Source organism: Mesorhizobium sp. WSM4830, assembly GCF_055811495.1.
This window is the reverse complement of the sequence record NZ_JBVVQI010000017.1, coordinates 1-16,108: the sequence shown is the minus strand read 5'-3', so window position 1 is coordinate 16,108 and position 16,108 is coordinate 1. Positions and strand designations below refer to the sequence as shown.

The 16,108-nt window shown below is 60.1% G+C and carries 17 protein-coding genes and 1 pseudogene; 15 read left to right on the top strand and 3 right to left on the bottom strand.

What is annotated here, in order from left to right:
- Positions 1–119 precede the first annotated feature (119 nt).
- From adh to AC0L2Y_RS21045, 3 genes are all read left to right on the top strand, one after another.
- A complete protein-coding gene (gene adh / locus AC0L2Y_RS21055; protein WP_473559168.1) occupies positions 120–1,637 on the top strand; it encodes an aldehyde dehydrogenase in 1,518 nt (505 codons plus the stop codon).
- Between the two features lie 64 nt (positions 1,638–1,701).
- A complete protein-coding gene (locus AC0L2Y_RS21050; protein ID WP_473559166.1) occupies positions 1,702–2,034 on the top strand; it encodes a DUF779 domain-containing protein in 333 nt (110 codons plus the stop codon).
- A gap of 97 nt (positions 2,035–2,131) precedes the next feature.
- Positions 2,132–2,347, top strand: a complete 216-nt coding sequence (locus AC0L2Y_RS21045; RefSeq protein ID WP_473559164.1) for a DUF1858 domain-containing protein — start codon at positions 2,132–2,134, stop codon at positions 2,345–2,347.
- Here AC0L2Y_RS21045 and AC0L2Y_RS21040 read toward each other — a convergent pair.
- Positions 2,344–3,045 (bottom strand): Crp/Fnr family transcriptional regulator, encoded by a 702-nt coding sequence (locus tag AC0L2Y_RS21040; protein WP_473559163.1) that lies wholly within the window; start codon positions 3,043–3,045, stop codon positions 2,344–2,346. The two genes, AC0L2Y_RS21045 and AC0L2Y_RS21040, sit on opposite strands and share 4 nt — an antisense overlap.
- 246 nt (positions 3,046–3,291) lie before the next feature.
- Here AC0L2Y_RS21040 and AC0L2Y_RS21035 point away from each other — a divergent pair.
- From AC0L2Y_RS21035 to AC0L2Y_RS21010, 6 genes and pseudogenes are all read left to right on the top strand, one after another.
- A pseudogene (locus tag AC0L2Y_RS21035) lies at positions 3,292–4,462 on the top strand (NnrS family protein).
- Between the two features lie 179 nt (positions 4,463–4,641).
- The gene (locus AC0L2Y_RS21030) at positions 4,642–5,088 is read left to right on the top strand and encodes a pseudoazurin (protein ID WP_473559161.1); all 447 of its coding nucleotides are present in this window, start codon (positions 4,642–4,644) and stop codon (positions 5,086–5,088) included.
- A gap of 251 nt (positions 5,089–5,339) precedes the next feature.
- Positions 5,340–6,443 (top strand): copper-containing nitrite reductase, encoded by a 1,104-nt coding sequence (nirK, locus tag AC0L2Y_RS21025; RefSeq protein WP_473559159.1) that lies wholly within the window; start codon positions 5,340–5,342, stop codon positions 6,441–6,443.
- Between the two features lie 73 nt (positions 6,444–6,516).
- Entirely contained in the window at positions 6,517–7,389 is an 873-nt protein-coding gene (locus AC0L2Y_RS21020; RefSeq protein ID WP_473559157.1) for an SUMF1/EgtB/PvdO family nonheme iron enzyme, read from the top strand.
- Between the two features lie 38 nt (positions 7,390–7,427).
- The gene (locus AC0L2Y_RS21015; protein WP_473559155.1) at positions 7,428–7,907 is read left to right on the top strand and encodes a group III truncated hemoglobin; all 480 of its coding nucleotides are present in this window, start codon (positions 7,428–7,430) and stop codon (positions 7,905–7,907) included.
- Positions 7,908–7,952: 45 nt separating this feature from the next.
- Entirely contained in the window at positions 7,953–8,384 is a 432-nt protein-coding gene (locus tag AC0L2Y_RS21010) for a potassium channel family protein (protein WP_353015351.1), read from the top strand.
- 6 nt (positions 8,385–8,390) lie between these two features.
- On the opposite strand, the gene hemN is transcribed toward AC0L2Y_RS21010, so the two are convergent.
- Positions 8,391–9,740 carry an oxygen-independent coproporphyrinogen III oxidase gene (gene hemN / locus AC0L2Y_RS21005; RefSeq protein WP_473559153.1) on the bottom strand — a complete coding sequence of 450 codons (1,350 nt, stop codon included), beginning with the start codon at positions 9,738–9,740 and terminating at the stop codon, positions 8,391–8,393.
- Between the two features lie 124 nt (positions 9,741–9,864).
- On the bottom strand, positions 9,865–10,491 hold the full coding sequence (locus tag AC0L2Y_RS21000) for a hemerythrin domain-containing protein (protein ID WP_473559152.1): 627 nt from the start codon (positions 10,489–10,491) through the stop codon (positions 9,865–9,867).
- Positions 10,492–10,516: 25 nt separating this feature from the next.
- On the opposite strand from AC0L2Y_RS21000, the gene ccoN reads away from it, so the two are divergent.
- The 6 genes from ccoN to AC0L2Y_RS20970 all read left to right on the top strand — a co-directional run.
- Entirely contained in the window at positions 10,517–12,127 is a 1,611-nt protein-coding gene (ccoN, locus tag AC0L2Y_RS20995; RefSeq protein WP_473559151.1) for a cytochrome-c oxidase, cbb3-type subunit I, read from the top strand.
- Between the two features lie 11 nt (positions 12,128–12,138).
- A complete protein-coding gene (gene ccoO, locus AC0L2Y_RS20990; protein ID WP_473559149.1) occupies positions 12,139–12,870 on the top strand; it encodes a cytochrome-c oxidase, cbb3-type subunit II in 732 nt (243 codons plus the stop codon).
- Between the two features lie 11 nt (positions 12,871–12,881).
- On the top strand, positions 12,882–13,031 hold the full coding sequence (locus tag AC0L2Y_RS20985) for a cbb3-type cytochrome c oxidase subunit 3 (RefSeq protein ID WP_292656579.1): 150 nt from the start codon (positions 12,882–12,884) through the stop codon (positions 13,029–13,031).
- Between the two features lie 2 nt (positions 13,032–13,033).
- The gene (gene ccoP / locus AC0L2Y_RS20980) at positions 13,034–13,897 is read left to right on the top strand and encodes a cytochrome-c oxidase, cbb3-type subunit III (protein WP_473559147.1); all 864 of its coding nucleotides are present in this window, start codon (positions 13,034–13,036) and stop codon (positions 13,895–13,897) included.
- A 215-nt stretch (positions 13,898–14,112) separates the two neighbouring features.
- Entirely contained in the window at positions 14,113–15,672 is a 1,560-nt protein-coding gene (gene ccoG / locus AC0L2Y_RS20975) for a cytochrome c oxidase accessory protein CcoG (protein ID WP_473559146.1), read from the top strand.
- Positions 15,669–16,108, top strand: a 440-nt coding sequence (locus AC0L2Y_RS20970; protein WP_473559144.1) for a FixH family protein, incomplete at its 3' end; no start/stop codon positions are given. The genes ccoG and AC0L2Y_RS20970, both read left to right, overlap by 4 nt.

Sequence of the window (16,108 nt, the reverse complement as noted above, 5' to 3'; positions counted from 1 at the left end):
GCAATTCTGCGACACACCGCGCCTGGCTACTGTCCTTGACACGGTGACAATGGCAGCGGAAATCGCAAGTCTCTCCGCTTAAGCGTCGCATCCCGCGGCGTCGATTTTGGGAGGAGAACATGAACAAGGTAGAATTCTCACGCGCGGTCAAGGCGCCGTTCGACAAGCGCTATGGCAACTTCATCGGCGGCAAGTGGGCCGAGCCGCACTCCGGCCGCTACTTCGAGAACCAATCACCGGTAAACGGTCAGCTGCTGTGCGAAGTGGCGCGTTCGGATGCCCACGACATCGAGGCGGCGCTTGACGCGGCCCATGCAGCCAAAGACGCCTGGGCGCGCACCAGCGTAGCCGAGCGGTCGCTCATCCTCAACCGCATCGCCGACCGGATGGAGGAAAACCTCGATCTGCTCGCATGCGCCGAAACCTGGGACAATGGCAAGCCGATCCGCGAAACGACCGCGGCCGACCTGCCGCTCGCCATTGACCATTTCCGCTATTTCGCCGGCGCCCTACGTGGCCAGGAAGGCAGCCTTTCGCAGATCGACGAGGACACCGTCGCCTATCATTTCCATGAGCCTCTCGGCGTGGTCGGCCAGATTATCCCATGGAACTTCCCGCTGCTGATGGCCTGCTGGAAACTTGCACCAGCACTCGCCGCCGGAAACTGCGTGGTCCTGAAGCCTGCCGAGCAGACCCCGGCCGCCATCTTGCTGTGGGCCGATCTCGTCGGCGATCTGTTGCCGCCGGGCGTGCTCAACATCGTCAACGGCTTCGGCCTCGAGGCCGGCAAGCCGCTCGCCTCCTCGCCGCGCATAGCCAAGATCGCCTTTACCGGCGAGACCACGACGGGCCGCCTGATCATGCAATACGCCAGCCAGAACCTGATCCCGGTCACGCTGGAACTGGGCGGCAAGTCGCCCAACATCTTTTTCGAGGATGTCGTCGCCGAGGATGATGATTTCTTCGACAAGGCGATCGAGGGTTTCGTCATGTTCGCGCTGAACCAGGGCGAAGTCTGCACCTGCCCCAGCCGCGCCCTCATTCATGAGTCGATCTACGACAGATTCATGGAACGTGCCCTCAAACGTGTCGAGGCGATCGTGCAGGGCGATCCGCTCGATCCGGCGACGATGATCGGTGCCCAGGCCTCGTCCGAGCAGTTGGAAAAGATCCTGTCGTACATCGACATTGGCCGTCAGGAAGGCGCGGAAGTGTTGACCGGCGGCACCCGCAATCTTTTGCCGGGTGACCTGGCGGGTGGCTATTACGTCAAGCCCACGGTGTTCAAGGGCAACAACAAGATGCGCATCTTCCAGGAGGAGATTTTCGGACCGGTGGTTTCGGTCACGACCTTCAAGGACGACCAGGACGCGCTGGCAATAGCCAACGACACGCTCTACGGCCTTGGCGCCGGTGTGTGGACGCGTGACGGCAACCGCGCCTACCGCTTTGGCCGCGCGATCCAGGCCGGCCGGGTCTGGACCAATTGCTACCACGCCTACCCCGCGCATGCCGCCTTCGGCGGCTACAAGCAGTCGGGCATCGGTCGCGAGACGCACAAGATGATGCTCGACCACTACCAGCAGACCAAGAACATGCTTGTCAGCTATAGCCCGAAAAAGCTTGGCTTCTTCTGATCGCCTTGTCGTCTACTGCGCGGCCCCGCGCGGGCCGCGCTCCAGGTAAAAAATCGGAAAAGCCATGCATGCGAAAGTCACGGCAACGCCGGCAGCGCTCGAACTGATCGCGGAGATCGTTGCCGAGCATGGACCGGTGCTGTTCCACCAATCCGGCGGCTGCTGCGACGGCTCTTCGCCCATGTGCTATCCGCGTGCCGGTTTCATCATTGGCGATCACGATGTGTTGCTCGGCCACATCCAAGGCGCGCCGTTCTATATCGGGGCTTCGCAATTCGAGGCCTGGAAGCACACGAATCTTGTTATCGATGTGGTGCCTGGCCGCGGCGGCATGTTCTCGCTCGACAATGGGCGGGAGAAGAGATTCCTGACGCGCTCGACGATCTGCGTCGTTTAGGCGTGAGGTAGGCTGAACTGCCTCTTGTTTGCCTCAGCGCAACGAACATCCCTGAACCCAGCAGCAGGATGTCGCTGTTCAAACGTGGACAAGCGGCATGAAACGCAAATTCAGCGACGATGCGACGATGGACGAAATCATGCGTGGGTCGCCGGCGACCATCCGCGTGGTGCTCCAGCACGGCATGCTTTGCGTCGGCTGCCCGATTGCTTCGTTTCACACCGTTTCCGACGCGGCACGAGAGCACGATCTGAGCGAAGAAGAACTCCGTCGCGACCTGCTGGCGGTGACGAATGCCGGTGGCCCGGATTAGGCTTGATCACGCCCTTCCGCAATTACCAGGAGCCGGTGAGGCTCGACCACCGTCACTTTCTGGCGTCCGCTTTTGACCAATCCTTGGTTTTCCCATGCCGAGAGCAGCCGGCTGACTGTGTGAAGTGTCGTGCCGGTCATCTCGGCAATGTCCTGACGTGAGATCGGGAAATCTATAAGGATGCCCTCGTCGGTCTTCTTGCCTGATTGCTTGACCAACTTGAGCAGCCCACGGGCAACGCGCTGTTCCACCTGCTCGGTGGACATCTCGATGACGCGCGAATGAGCGTCCTGAAGCCTGCTGCCCACGGCCTTGTACGTATTGGAGCCGAAACTGGGGAAATCGGTGGCAAATGTCGGCCATAAGCGACTCGGCCAGGCAAGAACGATACAATCAACTGCGGCAATCGCACTTGCCGGGTAGATAGTGAGGCCAAGCGCATGGGCGATGCCCATCAACTCACCCGGACTTATGTATCGCACCGTCACCTCGTGACCGTCGGGAGTTGATTTCACCACGCGCACATGTCCGTCGAGCAACAGGAAAAAGGAATCTGCTTCCTGCTCCTGCTCGAACACCGGCTGGTCCTTGGCAATCCTCAACGACCTGGCCTGTCCGATTATGCAGTCGAGATCCGTAGGGGCTATGCCCCCAAAGACAGGAAGCCCGGCAATCAGCGAGCGATCGAGGCTACCCAACGCTGTGCCCTCCCAAGTGCTGTTGCGCCCAATGCATCCAGGTTCGCCCTCAGCCCGAGCATAGAATGTGTCATGGGCGGCCCTCCTGCGGCAAGAGGCGCTTATTCGCCGCCTATCCCTGAAATTCCAAATCTTGTTTGCGCTGCGGCAAACTCCGTCTGCCCAGTCACCATAGAAGGACCGGAGTGGCGGCCGTCCATGTTGTCACCTATCACGCCCACCTGTTTTTCTCCTTGAAGGGAAGTCATGGCAATTCCACGAACACGGCCGAGCACCTATCCGGCTGTTCTCTCATACGGGTTCCGGCCGTTCTTTCTTATCGGTTCACTGTATGGCGGTGCGGCGATGCTGTTCTGGCTGCTTCTGTTTTACGGCAGGCTCGAGACCTCCAGCAGCTTCTCGCCAGTGGACTGGCATATTCACGAATTGCTGTTTGGTTATGTGGTGGCCGTTGTGACCGGTTTCCTATTGACCGCAATCCCGAACTGGACCGGAAGGCTTCCCGTGCAGGGCCTTCCCCTGCTGGGCCTGGTATTGCTTTGGTCCGCGGGGCGGTTCACCGTCTTCTTTTCGGCGCAGGCAGGCTGGCTGCTCAGTGCCGTCGTAGACTGCGCCTTTCTTCTCGCAGTCGTTGCCGCTGCCGCAACGGAAATCATCGCGGGCCGAAACTGCGAAACCTCAGGGTCCTGCTGCCGGTGATGGCACTTCTGGCGGCGAATATGATGTTTCATGCTGCGGCGCACTATCAAGGCGTGTCTGACATCAGCCGCCGTGTCGGTCTTGGCGCGGCGGTCGTCCTTGTCATGATCATAGGCGGCCGCATCATTCCTTCCTTCACCCGGAACTGGCTGGTGCGTGAGAGACCGGGGCGCCTGCCGGTCCCGTTCGGCAGGTTCGACGTGGGAACGATCGCACTCTCGGCGGCCGGATTGGCGGCCTGGGCCTTCTTTCCCACCCTTCCGGGCACCGGCGCGGTGCTGATCGCCGGAGCGGTCCTCAATGCGGTCCGGCTTGCTCGTTGGGCTGGCGACCGGACGCTGCGCGATCCTCTCGTGCTGGTCCTGCATGTGGCATTCGCCTTCGTGCCAATCGGCCTCCTGATTGCCGGCCTCGCTGTCTTCGTGCCCGAGACAGTGCCCGCGGTGGCCGGCATTCATGCGTTCGGCGTCGGAGCGGTGGCCTGTATGACGCTGGCCGTCATGAGCCGCGCCACGCTCGGACACACGGGCCGTGAACTGCGAGCAAGTACAGGCACGTGCAGAATCTTGCCGCTGTCGTGCTTGCGGCCATTTTTCGGATCGCAGCTGCGTTCGCGCCCACCGAGGCAGTGCTCCTTCATATCTCTGCGGCACTGTGGATCGCATCCTTCGTTGGCTATGCGGGTCTGTTCGGCGGCATGCTCGTTCGACCACGGTAGCAAGTGCGGCAGTCAAGAACCGCAGCTTGAAGGCGGGCGGGAGCAGGCTCGCCGGGCGAGACGGGCTCTCCTATGCACATTTCGCACGCCAATTTGCGCCAGCGCAAATCACCACGTCTGCCGGTCCAGTAGAAGAGCGCAACGGTTAGTGCCGTGACGAAGTCAAGAAAGGAATTCCAATGAAACTTCCCCTGATTGCCGCCGCTATCGCCCTGCTCTCAATCGCCGGTGCGGCAAATGCCGAAGAACATGTCGTACAGATGCTGAACAAGGGAGAGAAAGGCTCAATGGTCTTCCAGCCTGCCTTTGTTCGTGCGGCGCCCGGGGACACGATCAAGTTCGTGCCCACCGACAAGTCCCACAACGCCGAAAGCATCAAGGGCATGATTCCGGACGGAGCTGAAGCCTTCAAGGGCAAGCCCAGCACGGAAATTGCAGTGACCGTTACGCAGGAGGGGGTCTATGGCGTGAAGTGCGCTCCACATTATGGCATGGGCATGGTTGCGCTGATCGTCGTCGGCAAGCCGGTCAACCTGGCGGCGGCGGAAGCCGTCAAGCAGGTCGGGAAAGCCAAGCCGGTATTCGCCGAACTATTCGCCGAGGCGACCAACACCGCTTCTAACTGACCTTCATTGCAGATCTCGCAGATCCCCTCCGCTTAGGCGGCCGGGGGAAGGCCGGGTGGACCGAGGGGGAGGTCCAGCCCGGCCTATTTGATTCTCGATTCCATGCAGCAAAGCCGATGCCTTCCGTCGGTACATTAGTCTCCAAAACAGAGACAACTGAAATGACGCAGTGGATTTGCGCTAGCGCAAAGACTTGGCTGACGCCGAGGCTATTCTGATGACATCGGATGGCCGACACCAAGGAGATGGAAATGCTTACGAGACGCGAAGCTTTGTTGGGCTCTGTTCTTACCGCAGCCGCGGTCGCCACCATTGGTGCAATGCCGGCAGTGGCAAGCGTCAAGGATGTCGCCGGGCTGCCCCGTGAAAAGATAACGCTGGTCCCGCCGCCATTCGTGCATGCTCACGATCAGGTCGCCAAGGGCGGTCCAAAGATCGTCGAATTCACCATGACCATCGAGGAGAAACCGATGGTCATTGACGCCGACGGCACGCAGCTCAATGCGATGACCTACAATGGTTCGATCCCAGGCCCTCTGATGGTCGTGCATGAAGGCGACTATCTTGAGCTTACCCTCATCAATCCAGACACCAATACCCTCGCCCACAATATCGATTTCCATGCTGCCACTGGCGGGCTCGGCGGCGGCGAGCTGACGCTAGTCAATCCGGGCGAGCAGGTTACGCTGCGCTTCAAGGCCACGCGGGCCGGAACGTTCGTATATCACTGCGCACCCGGCGGCGCGATGATCCCGTGGCACGTCGTATCGGGGATGAGCGGCGCGGTTATGGTGCTGCCACGCGACGGCCTCAAGGACGACAAGGGCAATCCCGTTCGGTATGATCGCATCTACTACGTCGGCGAGAACGACTTCTACATCCCCAGCGACGAGCAGGGAAGATTCAAGAAATATGAAACCGCCGGCGACAATTACGACGATACTCTCAAGGTGATGCGCGGGCTGATCCCGACGCATGTGGTGTTCAATGGCAGGGCTGCTTCGCTGACCGGCGACAATGCCATGAAAGCAAAGGTCGGTGAAACCATGTTGCTCGTTCATTCCCAAGCCAACCGCGACACGCGTCCGCACCTGATCGGGGGTCATGGCGACTTTGTCTGGGAACAGGGCAAGTTCGCCAACCCACCGGCCAAGGATCTGGAAACCTGGTTCATCCGTGGTGGGTCGGCAGGGGCGGCGTTGTATACGTTCCTGCAGCCGGGCATCTATGCCTACGTCAACCACAATCTGATCGAGGCAGTCGAACTCGGCGCGACCGCGCATTTCACGGTCGAGGGAAACTGGGACGACGATCTGATGATGCAGGTCGAAGCGCCCAGGGCGATCACCTCGTAGACCGGAGATCCGATCCTCGGTGCGACCCCGCGGCGGAGCCAAAGGGGTTGCGCTTGCGGGCGGAATTGGCACCATGTCCTTTGACCCCGTCATTACCTTCGGAACAACTGCGGCCGTCGCGTTGATCGGTTGGGGCGTAAGCCATGCGCTCGACACGCGCCCTTTTGGGCTCCCCCATCAGACCGCAGTGAGCGAAATGGTGGTCCTGGGATCCGGCTCGTTCGAGCACCCACAGGCTGGGGAGTTCCTCAAGGGGAACCATCCCGTCGCAGCGCCCATAGTGCAGCAAACCATTAAGGCGCCGCTGGAGATCATGAAATACCAGGTAAGCATTTCGGAATACGGACGCTGCGTGGCGGACCGCGCCTGCAAGCCCGTCGACTCACGCAAGAGTGGCAACAACATTCCGGTCACCGGCGTCAGCCACATGGATGCCGAAGTCTATGCGACCTGGCTGTCAGCCCGCACGCGACAGGCATGGCGGCTGCCAACGGACGTCGAGTGGGCTTATGCGGCCAGCGAAAAGTTCCGAGGTGACATCGAGGGCGAAGGCGACCCGAACAACCCGGCGCGGCGGTGGCTCACCCGGTATCGGCTCGAGACTGCGCTTGGGCGGAAACCCGATCCGGAACCGAGGGCTCAGGGGTCCTTCGGCACCAATTCAAAAGGCGTGGCAGATATTGGGGGAAATGTCTGGGAATGGACCTCAACATGCTATTCCCACGCCATAATAGCGATTGATGGCAAGCGGATCGAGAGTTCTATCGACAATTGCGGCGTACACGTTGTCGAAGGATTTCACCGCACCTACATGTCTGACTTCATTCGGGATGGAAAGAGCGGCGGTTGCGCGGTCGGAACGCCGCCTGACAATTTGGGTTTCCGGCTTGTCCGTGACCGACCGAGCCCCGTGCAGGCTGCCCTCCGGCGCCTGGGATTTTCCTGACGCACAAACACATTTCCTAACGCATACACGAGTGCATGATGACATTGAAATCAGCTTTTGCCCATCGGGCGGGTCCTGTCGCGGAACGGCCGCTGGACCATACCGGCGTCGAGCGCACGACGATCGGAAGATTGGTCCGCGAATTCTATGCAAAGGTCAGGCAGGACGGGCGTCTTGGACCGATTTTCACGCGCGAAATCACCGGCGATTGGGAACCTCATCTCGAGAAAATGACGGATTTCTGGTGTTCCGTTATCCTGAAGAGCGGCGACTACCACGGACGACCGGTGCCGGCGCACCTCAAACTCAAGGATGTCACCGAGGCCGATTTCGATGTCTGGCTGGCCTTGTTCCGGCAGACGGCGGTCGAACTCTTCGCCCCGGAAACCGCTGCAGTGTTCGTAGACCGCGCCGAACGGATCGCGACAAGCCTGAAGCTGGCGATGTTCTTTCGTCTCGCTCCCGTTGTGATGGGCGATGGCGAACCGGCAGTCTTCGGCGAAACCCGGTCGGATTGACTTCGCGCAAGGAATGCTTCCCTCGAATTTTCGTAATTTCCTTGGATGGCTCTCAACCTCTTCGTCGGTACGATCGTCATAAGCCTGACGGTAGTGATTCACACTTTTGGCCTTATCGCAGTCACGCGCGCAATGGGACATCTGGTGGCGCGATTTCGCATGCACGGGCGCCGCAGCCGAACCGTTGCGATGATCAGCGTGGTCATGGGGCTCTTCGCCGTGATGACAGCGGAGGTCTGGGTTTGGGCCGGACTTTACCGGTTGCTCGATATCTTCGCCGACTTCGAAACCGCACTCTACTTTTCCACCATCACTTTTTCGACTGTCGGCTACGGTGACATCGTACCCGCTCACGCATGGCGCGTGTTGGCGGCACTTGAGGGGGTGAATGGATTCCTGCTGATAGGCTGGTCGACCGCGTACCTGATCGCGGCGGGGACCCGGATCGGCCCGTTCAAAGCCGGTGAGCATTTCTGAGGGTGCTCACACCGCCACCGAGTGCCTGCCCTTGCCGCTCTCAAGATATGCGTCGAACATTGCTGCGATGCTGCGAACAAAACGGCGACTTTCAGCCGGGACGACGAAATTGTCGCCATCGAGCTTCAGCAACCGGGCCGGATCGGTGATCGCCAGGGAACTTGCCTTGAAAAGGAGCCGCTGGCCACGCTCGCCGAAGCGCTCTACCAGTTCGATCGCCGAAAAGGCGAAATCGCACATCAGTCGCTCGATGATCCAGCCCCGGACGCGGTCATCATCGGACAATGCGATGCCGCGGACTGCGGCCAGTCCGCCCCCTGCAACCATGCGACCGTACTCTGTCGTCGCCGGCATGTTCTGCGCGTAACCCTGGCGAAAACGGCTGATGGATGAAGGGCCAAGCCCGATCAGTGTCTCGCAGCGATCCTCGGTGTAGCCCTGGAAATTGCGATGCAAGGTCCCTGTACGGGCTGCTTGCGCCAACGCATCGCTTGGCTTGGCGAAATGATCGAGCCCTATCGCTTCATATCCCTTGTCCACAATCGCTCGCGCAGCGAGTTGCGATTGGGCCAACCGCTCCGCGGGGCCAGGCAGCCACGCTTCGTCGATCATCGTCTGGTGCTTCTTGAACCAGGGCACATGCGCGTAGCCGAACAGCGCCATCCTGTCTGGTTCCAGGGTCAGCGCCTGCGCTACAGTGGAACAGACGCTGTCGCTGGTCTGGTGCGGCAAGCCGTAGAGCAGGTCCAGATTGACGGAACCGACGCCGCGTGAACGAACTCCGTCGACAACGCTCTTGGTCTGCAGGAAGCTCTGCTCGCGATTGATCGCCTTCTGCACCTTCGCGTCAAAATCCTGCACACCAAGGCTTGCCCTGGTCATGCCGATTTCGGCCAGTGCATCGAGGCGCGCCTCGTCCATGTCGTTGGGATCGATCTCGACGCTGATTTTTGCGTCCTTCACAAAATCGAAGCTGTTCCGCAAGGCAGTCCCCAACGCCACCATATCCTCGGGCTTCAGCATGGTGGGCGAACCGCCGCCGAAATGCACGGCGCGGACATGGCTCCTGCCGGCGACAAAACCCGCAACCGTCGCGATCTCAGCATGCAGCGAACGAAGATATGCAGTCACCGGTTCGTAATGGCGTGTCTGCTTGGTATGGCACGCGCAGAACCAGCAAAGTCTATCGCAATAGGGGATGTGCAGATAGAGCGAGATCTCGTCTCCATTTTCAAGCCTCTCCAACCAGCCCTGCTGGACAACCGCATCGACGCCCGCGTGAAAATGCGGCGCGGTAGGATAGCTGGTGTAGCGGGGCACATTCTCGCCAAGTCTGGTAGCCAATTCCGGTCGCATGTCGTCTTCCGTCATCCTTACAAAATTGAATCCTGGCTGCAGGTCCCCATCGCCGCCTTGATTTCGGTCAAGGCCGGCACGTCACGGTAGACAGCTTGAGCCGACTGCAGCGGCGTTCAGGTGCTTATCGTTCGTCGCTCACTGCGATCATGGGCAAGACGTGCTCGCGTTCGAACGCGATATGCCGGCGCATGCTTTCGAAGAACCCTCGCAGCATGAACCCGACGGCTTCCGGGTTGTGCAACCTCTCGCCATGGCCAATCGCCAGCAGGATTTCGGTCACCTCACCGGCAAAGCATTCGTCTTCGACATGCTCGGCGCGCAGCCGCCGGACTGAGGCCAGGCTGGCAGCGCTGCCAGCGACAGTGGCCTCGTAGGCGGGAAAGATAACCGTCTCTTCATATTGATGAATGTTGCGCAGCAACGGGACGATCGCGTTGGCCGTGCCAAGGCATTTCAGGCGGTCGACATTCGGCAAGGTATCCGCGATTCTTTCCAAGGCATCACAGAGCTGCAGCTTGTCCAGATGCGCGCGTTTCATCAACGCCGCTGGTACCGCCTCTCTGCCGGATATCGAACTGTCGCGGCCTGTTTCCAACCGCGACGATTCCCTCTCCCTGTTCAAAGACAACCTCCTGACCCTTTGCGAGATCAAAGCTGCCGAATCCAAAAGCAAATGGCTTTGACATGGATCAAGGCAGCAATGGGGAGACTGCTGAATTGGTATCGATGCGGATTGGCGTCCGCGCATCGGAATCCGACCTCGGGGACATGTTATGAAGTTCGGCACAGAAATCGTCGCTTTGGGCCTTTTCGCCTTTATCGCGCTGGTGGCTGCCGGGTTTGGTGTGGACGAACCTTTTCGGCAGCACATGTGGGTGCTGCTCATCGTGCTGCTTGGCTTTATCACCATCCTTCTTCGCAACACGAGCTTCGCAGCGCCCGCGGCAATCGATCCGTCCGCCTATATGGATGGACCGATCCGCTACGGTGCCATCGCCACTATGTTCTGGGGCGTGGTGGGAATGCTGGTCGGCGTGGTCATCGCGCTGCAGCTTGCCTACCCGGATCTCAACATCGAGCCCTGGTTCAACTTCGGCCGCTTGCGGCCTTTGCATACTTCCGGTGTGGTTTTTGCCTTCGGCGGCAACGCGCTCATTTGCACGTCGCTTTATGTCGTGCAGAGGACCTGTCGTGCCAGGCTGTTCGGCGGCGATCTCGCCTGGTTCGTGTTCTGGGGCTATCAGCTGTTCATCGTCATGGCGGCAACCGGCTACCTGCTCGGTATCACCGAGAGCCGCGAATACGCCGAGCCCGAATGGTATGTGGACCTGTGGCTCACCATTGTATGGGTCGCCTACCTCGTCCTGTTCCTCGGCACCATCCTGAAGCGCAGGGAACCGCACATCTACGTCGCCAATTGGTTCTATCTGTCCTTCATCGTGACGATCGCGATGCTGCATGTGATCAATAACCTGTCGATGCCCGTCTCGTTCGTGGGTTCAAAGAGCTATTCAGCTTTCTCCGGCGTCCAGGATGCCTTGACGCAGTGGTGGTACGGCCACAATGCCGTCGGCTTCTTCCTCACGGCCGGCTTCCTCGGCATGATGTATTATTTCGTGCCCAAGCAGGCCAACCGACCTGTCTATTCCTACCGACTGTCGATCATCCATTTCTGGGCTTTGATCTTTCTCTACATCTGGGCCGGTCCGCACCACCTCCATTACACCGCCCTGCCGGACTGGGCCCAGACGCTCGGCATGGTGTTCTCAATCATGCTCTGGATGCCCTCGTGGGGCGGCATGATAAACGGCCTGATGACGCTCTCGGGCGCCTGGGACAAGCTGCGCACCGACCCGATCATCCGCATGATGGTCATGGCCATCGCCTTCTACGGGATGTCGACGTTCGAAGGCCCGATGATGTCAATCAAGGCCGTCAACTCGCTCTCGCACTACACCGACTGGACCATCGGTCACGTCCATTCGGGCGCGCTCGGATGGGTTGGCATTATCTCGTTCGGCGCGATCTATTTCATGGTCCCGAAGTTGTGGAACCGCGACCGGCTTTATTCGCTGCGGCTCGTCAACTGGCACTTCTGGCTGGCGATGCTTGGGATCGTCGTTTACGCCGCAGTGATGTGGGTCTCCGGCGTCATGCAGGGCCTGATGTGGCGCGAATACGACGAGCAGGGCTTCCTGGTCTACTCCTTCGCAGAGACCGTCGCAGCCATGCATCCCTATTATGTCATGCGCGCTCTGGGCGGCGCGATGTATCTCGCCGGAATGCTGATCATGGCGTGGAACGTCGCGATGACGATCCTCGGCTATCAGCGCGAGGAGCAACCGATGCCGGATCCTGTTCCCGTCCTGCAGCCTGCCGAATAAGGAGCCGGAAAATGGGCTTGATGGACAGACATGCCGTGATCGAGAAGAACGCCACGCTTCTTCTCGTGGGCTCCCTTCTGGTGGTGACGGTCGGCGGCATAGTCGAGATCGCGCCGCTCTTTTATCTCGACAATACTATCGAGAAAGTCGAAGGCATGCGGCCCTATTCGCCGCTCGAGCTCGCCGGCCGCAACATCTATGTGCGCGAGGGCTGCTACCTCTGCCATAGCCAGATGATCAGGCCGTTCCGCGACGAAGTCGAGCGCTATGGGCATTACAGCCTGGCAGCCGAGTCGATGTACGACCACCCGTTCCAGTGGGGATCGAAACGCACCGGACCGGACCTCGCGCGGGTGGGCGACCGCTATTCGAATGGATGGCACGTCCAGCATCTCACCGACCCGCGCTCTGTGGTGCCGGAATCGATCATGCCAAGCTACGCATTCCTGAAAGATACACCGATCGAGGTGAAGGACTTCTCGACGCACCTGATCGCGAACAGGCGTGTGGGTGTGCCCTATTCCGATGACATGGTCGCTAACGCCAATGCCGATCTCATGGCACAAGCGGATGCCAACGTCGACACGTCCGGCCTCGAAGCACGCTATCCGAAGGCCAAGCTCGGTGACTTCGACGGTAATCCGCAGCAGGTCACCGAAATGGATGCCCTGGTCGCTTACCTGCAAATGCTAGGCACGCTGGTCGACTTCAATAACTATGACGAGGCCGCCGGCTACCGCTGAGGAAGATATCGATGAATTACAATCTGATGCGAGAATTTGCCGACAGCTGGGGCCTGCTCGCCATGGCGCTGTTCTTCGTCGGATGCATTGCCTTCGCGCTTCGCCCCGGCGGCCGCAGGCAAGCTGACGAAGCCGCCCGGATACCTCTCAAGGACGATTGACAATGAGCAACGAGCATATCGATGAAGTCTCGGGCATTTCAACCACCGGCCATGAGTGGGATGGCATCCGCGAGCTCAACAATCCGCTTCCGCGCTGGTGGATCACGACCTTTTACATCACCATCCTCTGGGCGATCGGCTATACCGTCGCCTATCCGGCATGGCCGATGCTGAGCTCCGCGACCAAAGGCGTAATCGGCTATTCGAGCCGAAATGATGTGAAGAACGAGCTCGCCGCAGCTGAAATCGCCAAGGGCAAGTATGTTGCGGCTGTACAGTCGAAAACTGTCGTGGAGATTGCCGCCGACGATGCGCTGCGCGAATTCGCGGGTGCCGCTGGCGCCGCCGCGTTCAAGGTCAATTGCGTGCAGTGCCACGGCTCCGGCGCTCAAGGGTCCAGCGGCTTTCCCAATCTCAACGACGACGATTGGCTGTGGGGCGGAAGTGCCGAGCAGATCCAGCAGACGATCACACACGGCATCCGCTTTGCATCGGACCCGGACACACGCCAATCCGAAATGCCGGCCTTTGGCGACATTATCACGGCTGACCAGATCAGGCAGGTCAGCGCCTACGTCGCCAGCCTGTCGGCACCTGTTCAAGGCGAAAGTCTGGTCGAGCCGGGTGCCAAGGTCTTCGCGGAGAATTGCGTGGCGTGTCATGGCGAAAATGCAAAAGGCAACAAGGAGTTTGGCGCGCCGGACCTGACCGATGCCATCTGGCTTTACGGATCCGGGGAAGCATCGATCGCCGCACAGGTTCGCGCCCCCAGACAGGGCGTCATGCCAGCCTGGGGCGGACGTCTTGGCGACACCAAAGTCAAGGAGCTCGCCGTCTACATCCATTCGCTTGGCGGTGGGGAATAGAGGGGGTTCTATTCCCGGCCCTCCGCCAGCTAAGCGACGAGGCCCGGCTAGCGCCGGGCCTCGATCGTATTTGCGGCATGGGCGATTGACTTGCATCAACGCGGCGCGGCCCATCATGCGGCAAAGTTTGGCCAGCACCCTGCGTTCCGGACGTCGCCCCACATCAGAGATGTCCGGTTGCACGGCAAAATGATCCGCTGCGACTGGAGATATTCGTGCTGGACAACATTCAGGTAGAGCGACTTGAGGCCGAGGCGGTCAACTCGGCCAAAACGCGTCAGCCGCTCTATGCCGCACGCAAGAAGATCTTCCCGAAGCGCGCTTCAGGCAGCTTTCGTCGCTTCAAGTGGCTGGTGATGGCAATCACGCTGTGCATTTACTACCTGACGCCTTGGCTGCGTTGGGATCGGGGCCCGTTTGCCCCCGACCAGGCTGTGCTGATCGATCTCGCCAATCGCCGCTTTTACTTCTTTTTCATCGAGATTTGGCCGCAGGAATTCTACTATGTTGCGGGCCTGCTGGTCATGGCCGGCATCGGCCTTTTCCTGGTCACTTCCACGGTCGGCCGGGCCTGGTGCGGCTATACCTGCCCACAGACCGTATGGGTCGACCTGTTTCTGGTTGTCGAGCGCGCGATCGAGGGCGACCGCAACGCGCGCATGAAACTCGATGCCGGCCCCTGGGCCGCGCGCAAGCTTGTGCTGCGTGTATCCAAACACGCTATCTGGCTGGTCATAGGCGCGGCAACGGGGGGTGCCTGGATTTTCTATTTCGCCGATGCGCCAACTTTAATTCGAGAGGTCTTCACTGGGACCGCAGCGCCCATCGCCTACATCACCATCGTGGTGCTGACGGCGACCACCTACACGTTCGGCGGACTGATGCGCGAGCAGGTCTGCACCTATATGTGCCCATGGCCGCGCATCCAGGCGGCCATGCTCGACGAGAATTCGCTCACCGTAACGTATAATGATTGGCGCGGCGAGCCACGTTCGCGCCACGCCAAGAAGGTGCTTGCCGCGGGGCAGCCGGTTGGAGACTGCGTCGATTGCAACGCCTGTGTCGCCGTCTGCCCGATGGGGATCGACATTCGCGACGGCCAGCAACTTGAATGCATCACGTGCGCGCTCTGCATCGATGCTTGCGACGGCGTCATGGACAAGCTCGGCAAGGAGCGGGGACTGATCTCCTATGCGACGCTGTCCGATTACAACGCCAACATGGCGGTAGCCACTGCAGGCGGTTCTTGCTCGGTGAACCCGTCGCTCGTGCGGACCGACGGCGGCGCTTTCTCCGATAGGTTGGCCCATTTCCATCTCCGCAAAATCTTCAGGCCACGCACCTTCGTCTACATGGGCGCGTGGTCGGCGATCGGTCTTGCCCTGCTCTATTCGTTGCTGACGCGCGACCGGCTCGAGGTCAGCGTTCTGCACGACCGCAATCCGCAGTTCGTGACGCTGTCCGATGGATCGATTCGCAATGGTTACACCGTCAAGCTGCTCAACATGATCCCCGAGCCAAGGACGGTTGTCGTCACCATGCAGGGCTTACAAGGCGCGGAAATGAACGTCGTCGGGCTCGACCTGCCCGCAGATCGCTCATTTGCCATCGCCGTTGAACCGGACCGGCTGAAGATGCTGAAGGTTTTCGTCCGCCAGCCGGCTGAACAGCTCCAGGGGCAAGCGCAAACATTCAAGTTCCGGGTCGAAGACAAGGCAAGTTTCGAAGTCGACGAATACACGGCCACGTTCAACGCACCGGAGATCCTCAGATGAGCATCAATATGCGAAGGCCCCGCGAATTTACCGGAAGGCATATGCTGCTTACCATTCTCGGCTTTTTCAGTGTGGTTGTTGGCGTGAATGTGACCATGGCCACGCTGGCCAGCACAAGCTGGACCGGTCTTGTCGTTGAAAACACCTATGTGGCGAGCCAGCAGTTCAACAAGAAGGCCGAGGAGGGGCGCGCCCAGGCCGCACTCGGCTGGACCGGCAAACTCATCATCGCATGGGGCGAGGTCCGCTACAGCCTCAGCGATGCCGCCGGCACGCCCATTCCCTTGCATTCTGTGAAGGTTCTGTTTCGCCACCCCGCTTATGAGGCGGAGGACAAGTCCGTCACTCTGGCCTCAACTACAGGCCAGGAATTTGCGGCGCAGCACACGCCGAGAGATGGCGTCTGGATCGTCGAAGTCGATGCCGATGCTGGTCT

What these genes read in the sequence shown, in the direction of transcription:
- adh (WP_473559168.1), top strand. Translation starts at nt 120, where the DNA reads ATGAACAAGGTAGAATTCTCACGCGCGGTCAAGGCGCCGTTCGACAAG.
- AC0L2Y_RS21045 (WP_473559164.1), top strand. Translation starts at nt 2,132, where the DNA reads ATGAAACGCAAATTCAGCGACGATGCGACGATGGACGAAATCATGCGT.
- ccoP (WP_473559147.1), top strand. Translation starts at nt 13,034, where the DNA reads ATGAGCAACGAGCATATCGATGAAGTCTCGGGCATTTCAACCACCGGC.
- AC0L2Y_RS21020 (WP_473559157.1), top strand. Translation starts at nt 6,517, where the DNA reads ATGTCCTTTGACCCCGTCATTACCTTCGGAACAACTGCGGCCGTCGCG.
- ccoN (WP_473559151.1), top strand. Translation starts at nt 10,517, where the DNA reads ATGAAGTTCGGCACAGAAATCGTCGCTTTGGGCCTTTTCGCCTTTATC.
- nirK (WP_473559159.1), top strand. Translation starts at nt 5,340, where the DNA reads ATGCTTACGAGACGCGAAGCTTTGTTGGGCTCTGTTCTTACCGCAGCC.
- hemN (WP_473559153.1), bottom strand. Translation starts at nt 9,740, where the DNA reads ATGCGACCGGAATTGGCTACCAGACTTGGCGAGAATGTGCCCCGCTAC.
- AC0L2Y_RS21050 (WP_473559166.1), top strand. Translation starts at nt 1,702, where the DNA reads ATGCATGCGAAAGTCACGGCAACGCCGGCAGCGCTCGAACTGATCGCG.
- AC0L2Y_RS21030 (WP_473559161.1), top strand. Translation starts at nt 4,642, where the DNA reads ATGAAACTTCCCCTGATTGCCGCCGCTATCGCCCTGCTCTCAATCGCC.
- AC0L2Y_RS21010 (WP_353015351.1), top strand. Translation starts at nt 7,953, where the DNA reads ATGGCTCTCAACCTCTTCGTCGGTACGATCGTCATAAGCCTGACGGTA.
- AC0L2Y_RS21015 (WP_473559155.1), top strand. Translation starts at nt 7,428, where the DNA reads ATGACATTGAAATCAGCTTTTGCCCATCGGGCGGGTCCTGTCGCGGAA.
- AC0L2Y_RS20985 (WP_292656579.1), top strand. Translation starts at nt 12,882, where the DNA reads ATGAATTACAATCTGATGCGAGAATTTGCCGACAGCTGGGGCCTGCTC.
- ccoO (WP_473559149.1), top strand. Translation starts at nt 12,139, where the DNA reads ATGGGCTTGATGGACAGACATGCCGTGATCGAGAAGAACGCCACGCTT.
- AC0L2Y_RS21000 (WP_473559152.1), bottom strand. Translation starts at nt 10,491, where the DNA reads ATGCGCGGACGCCAATCCGCATCGATACCAATTCAGCAGTCTCCCCAT.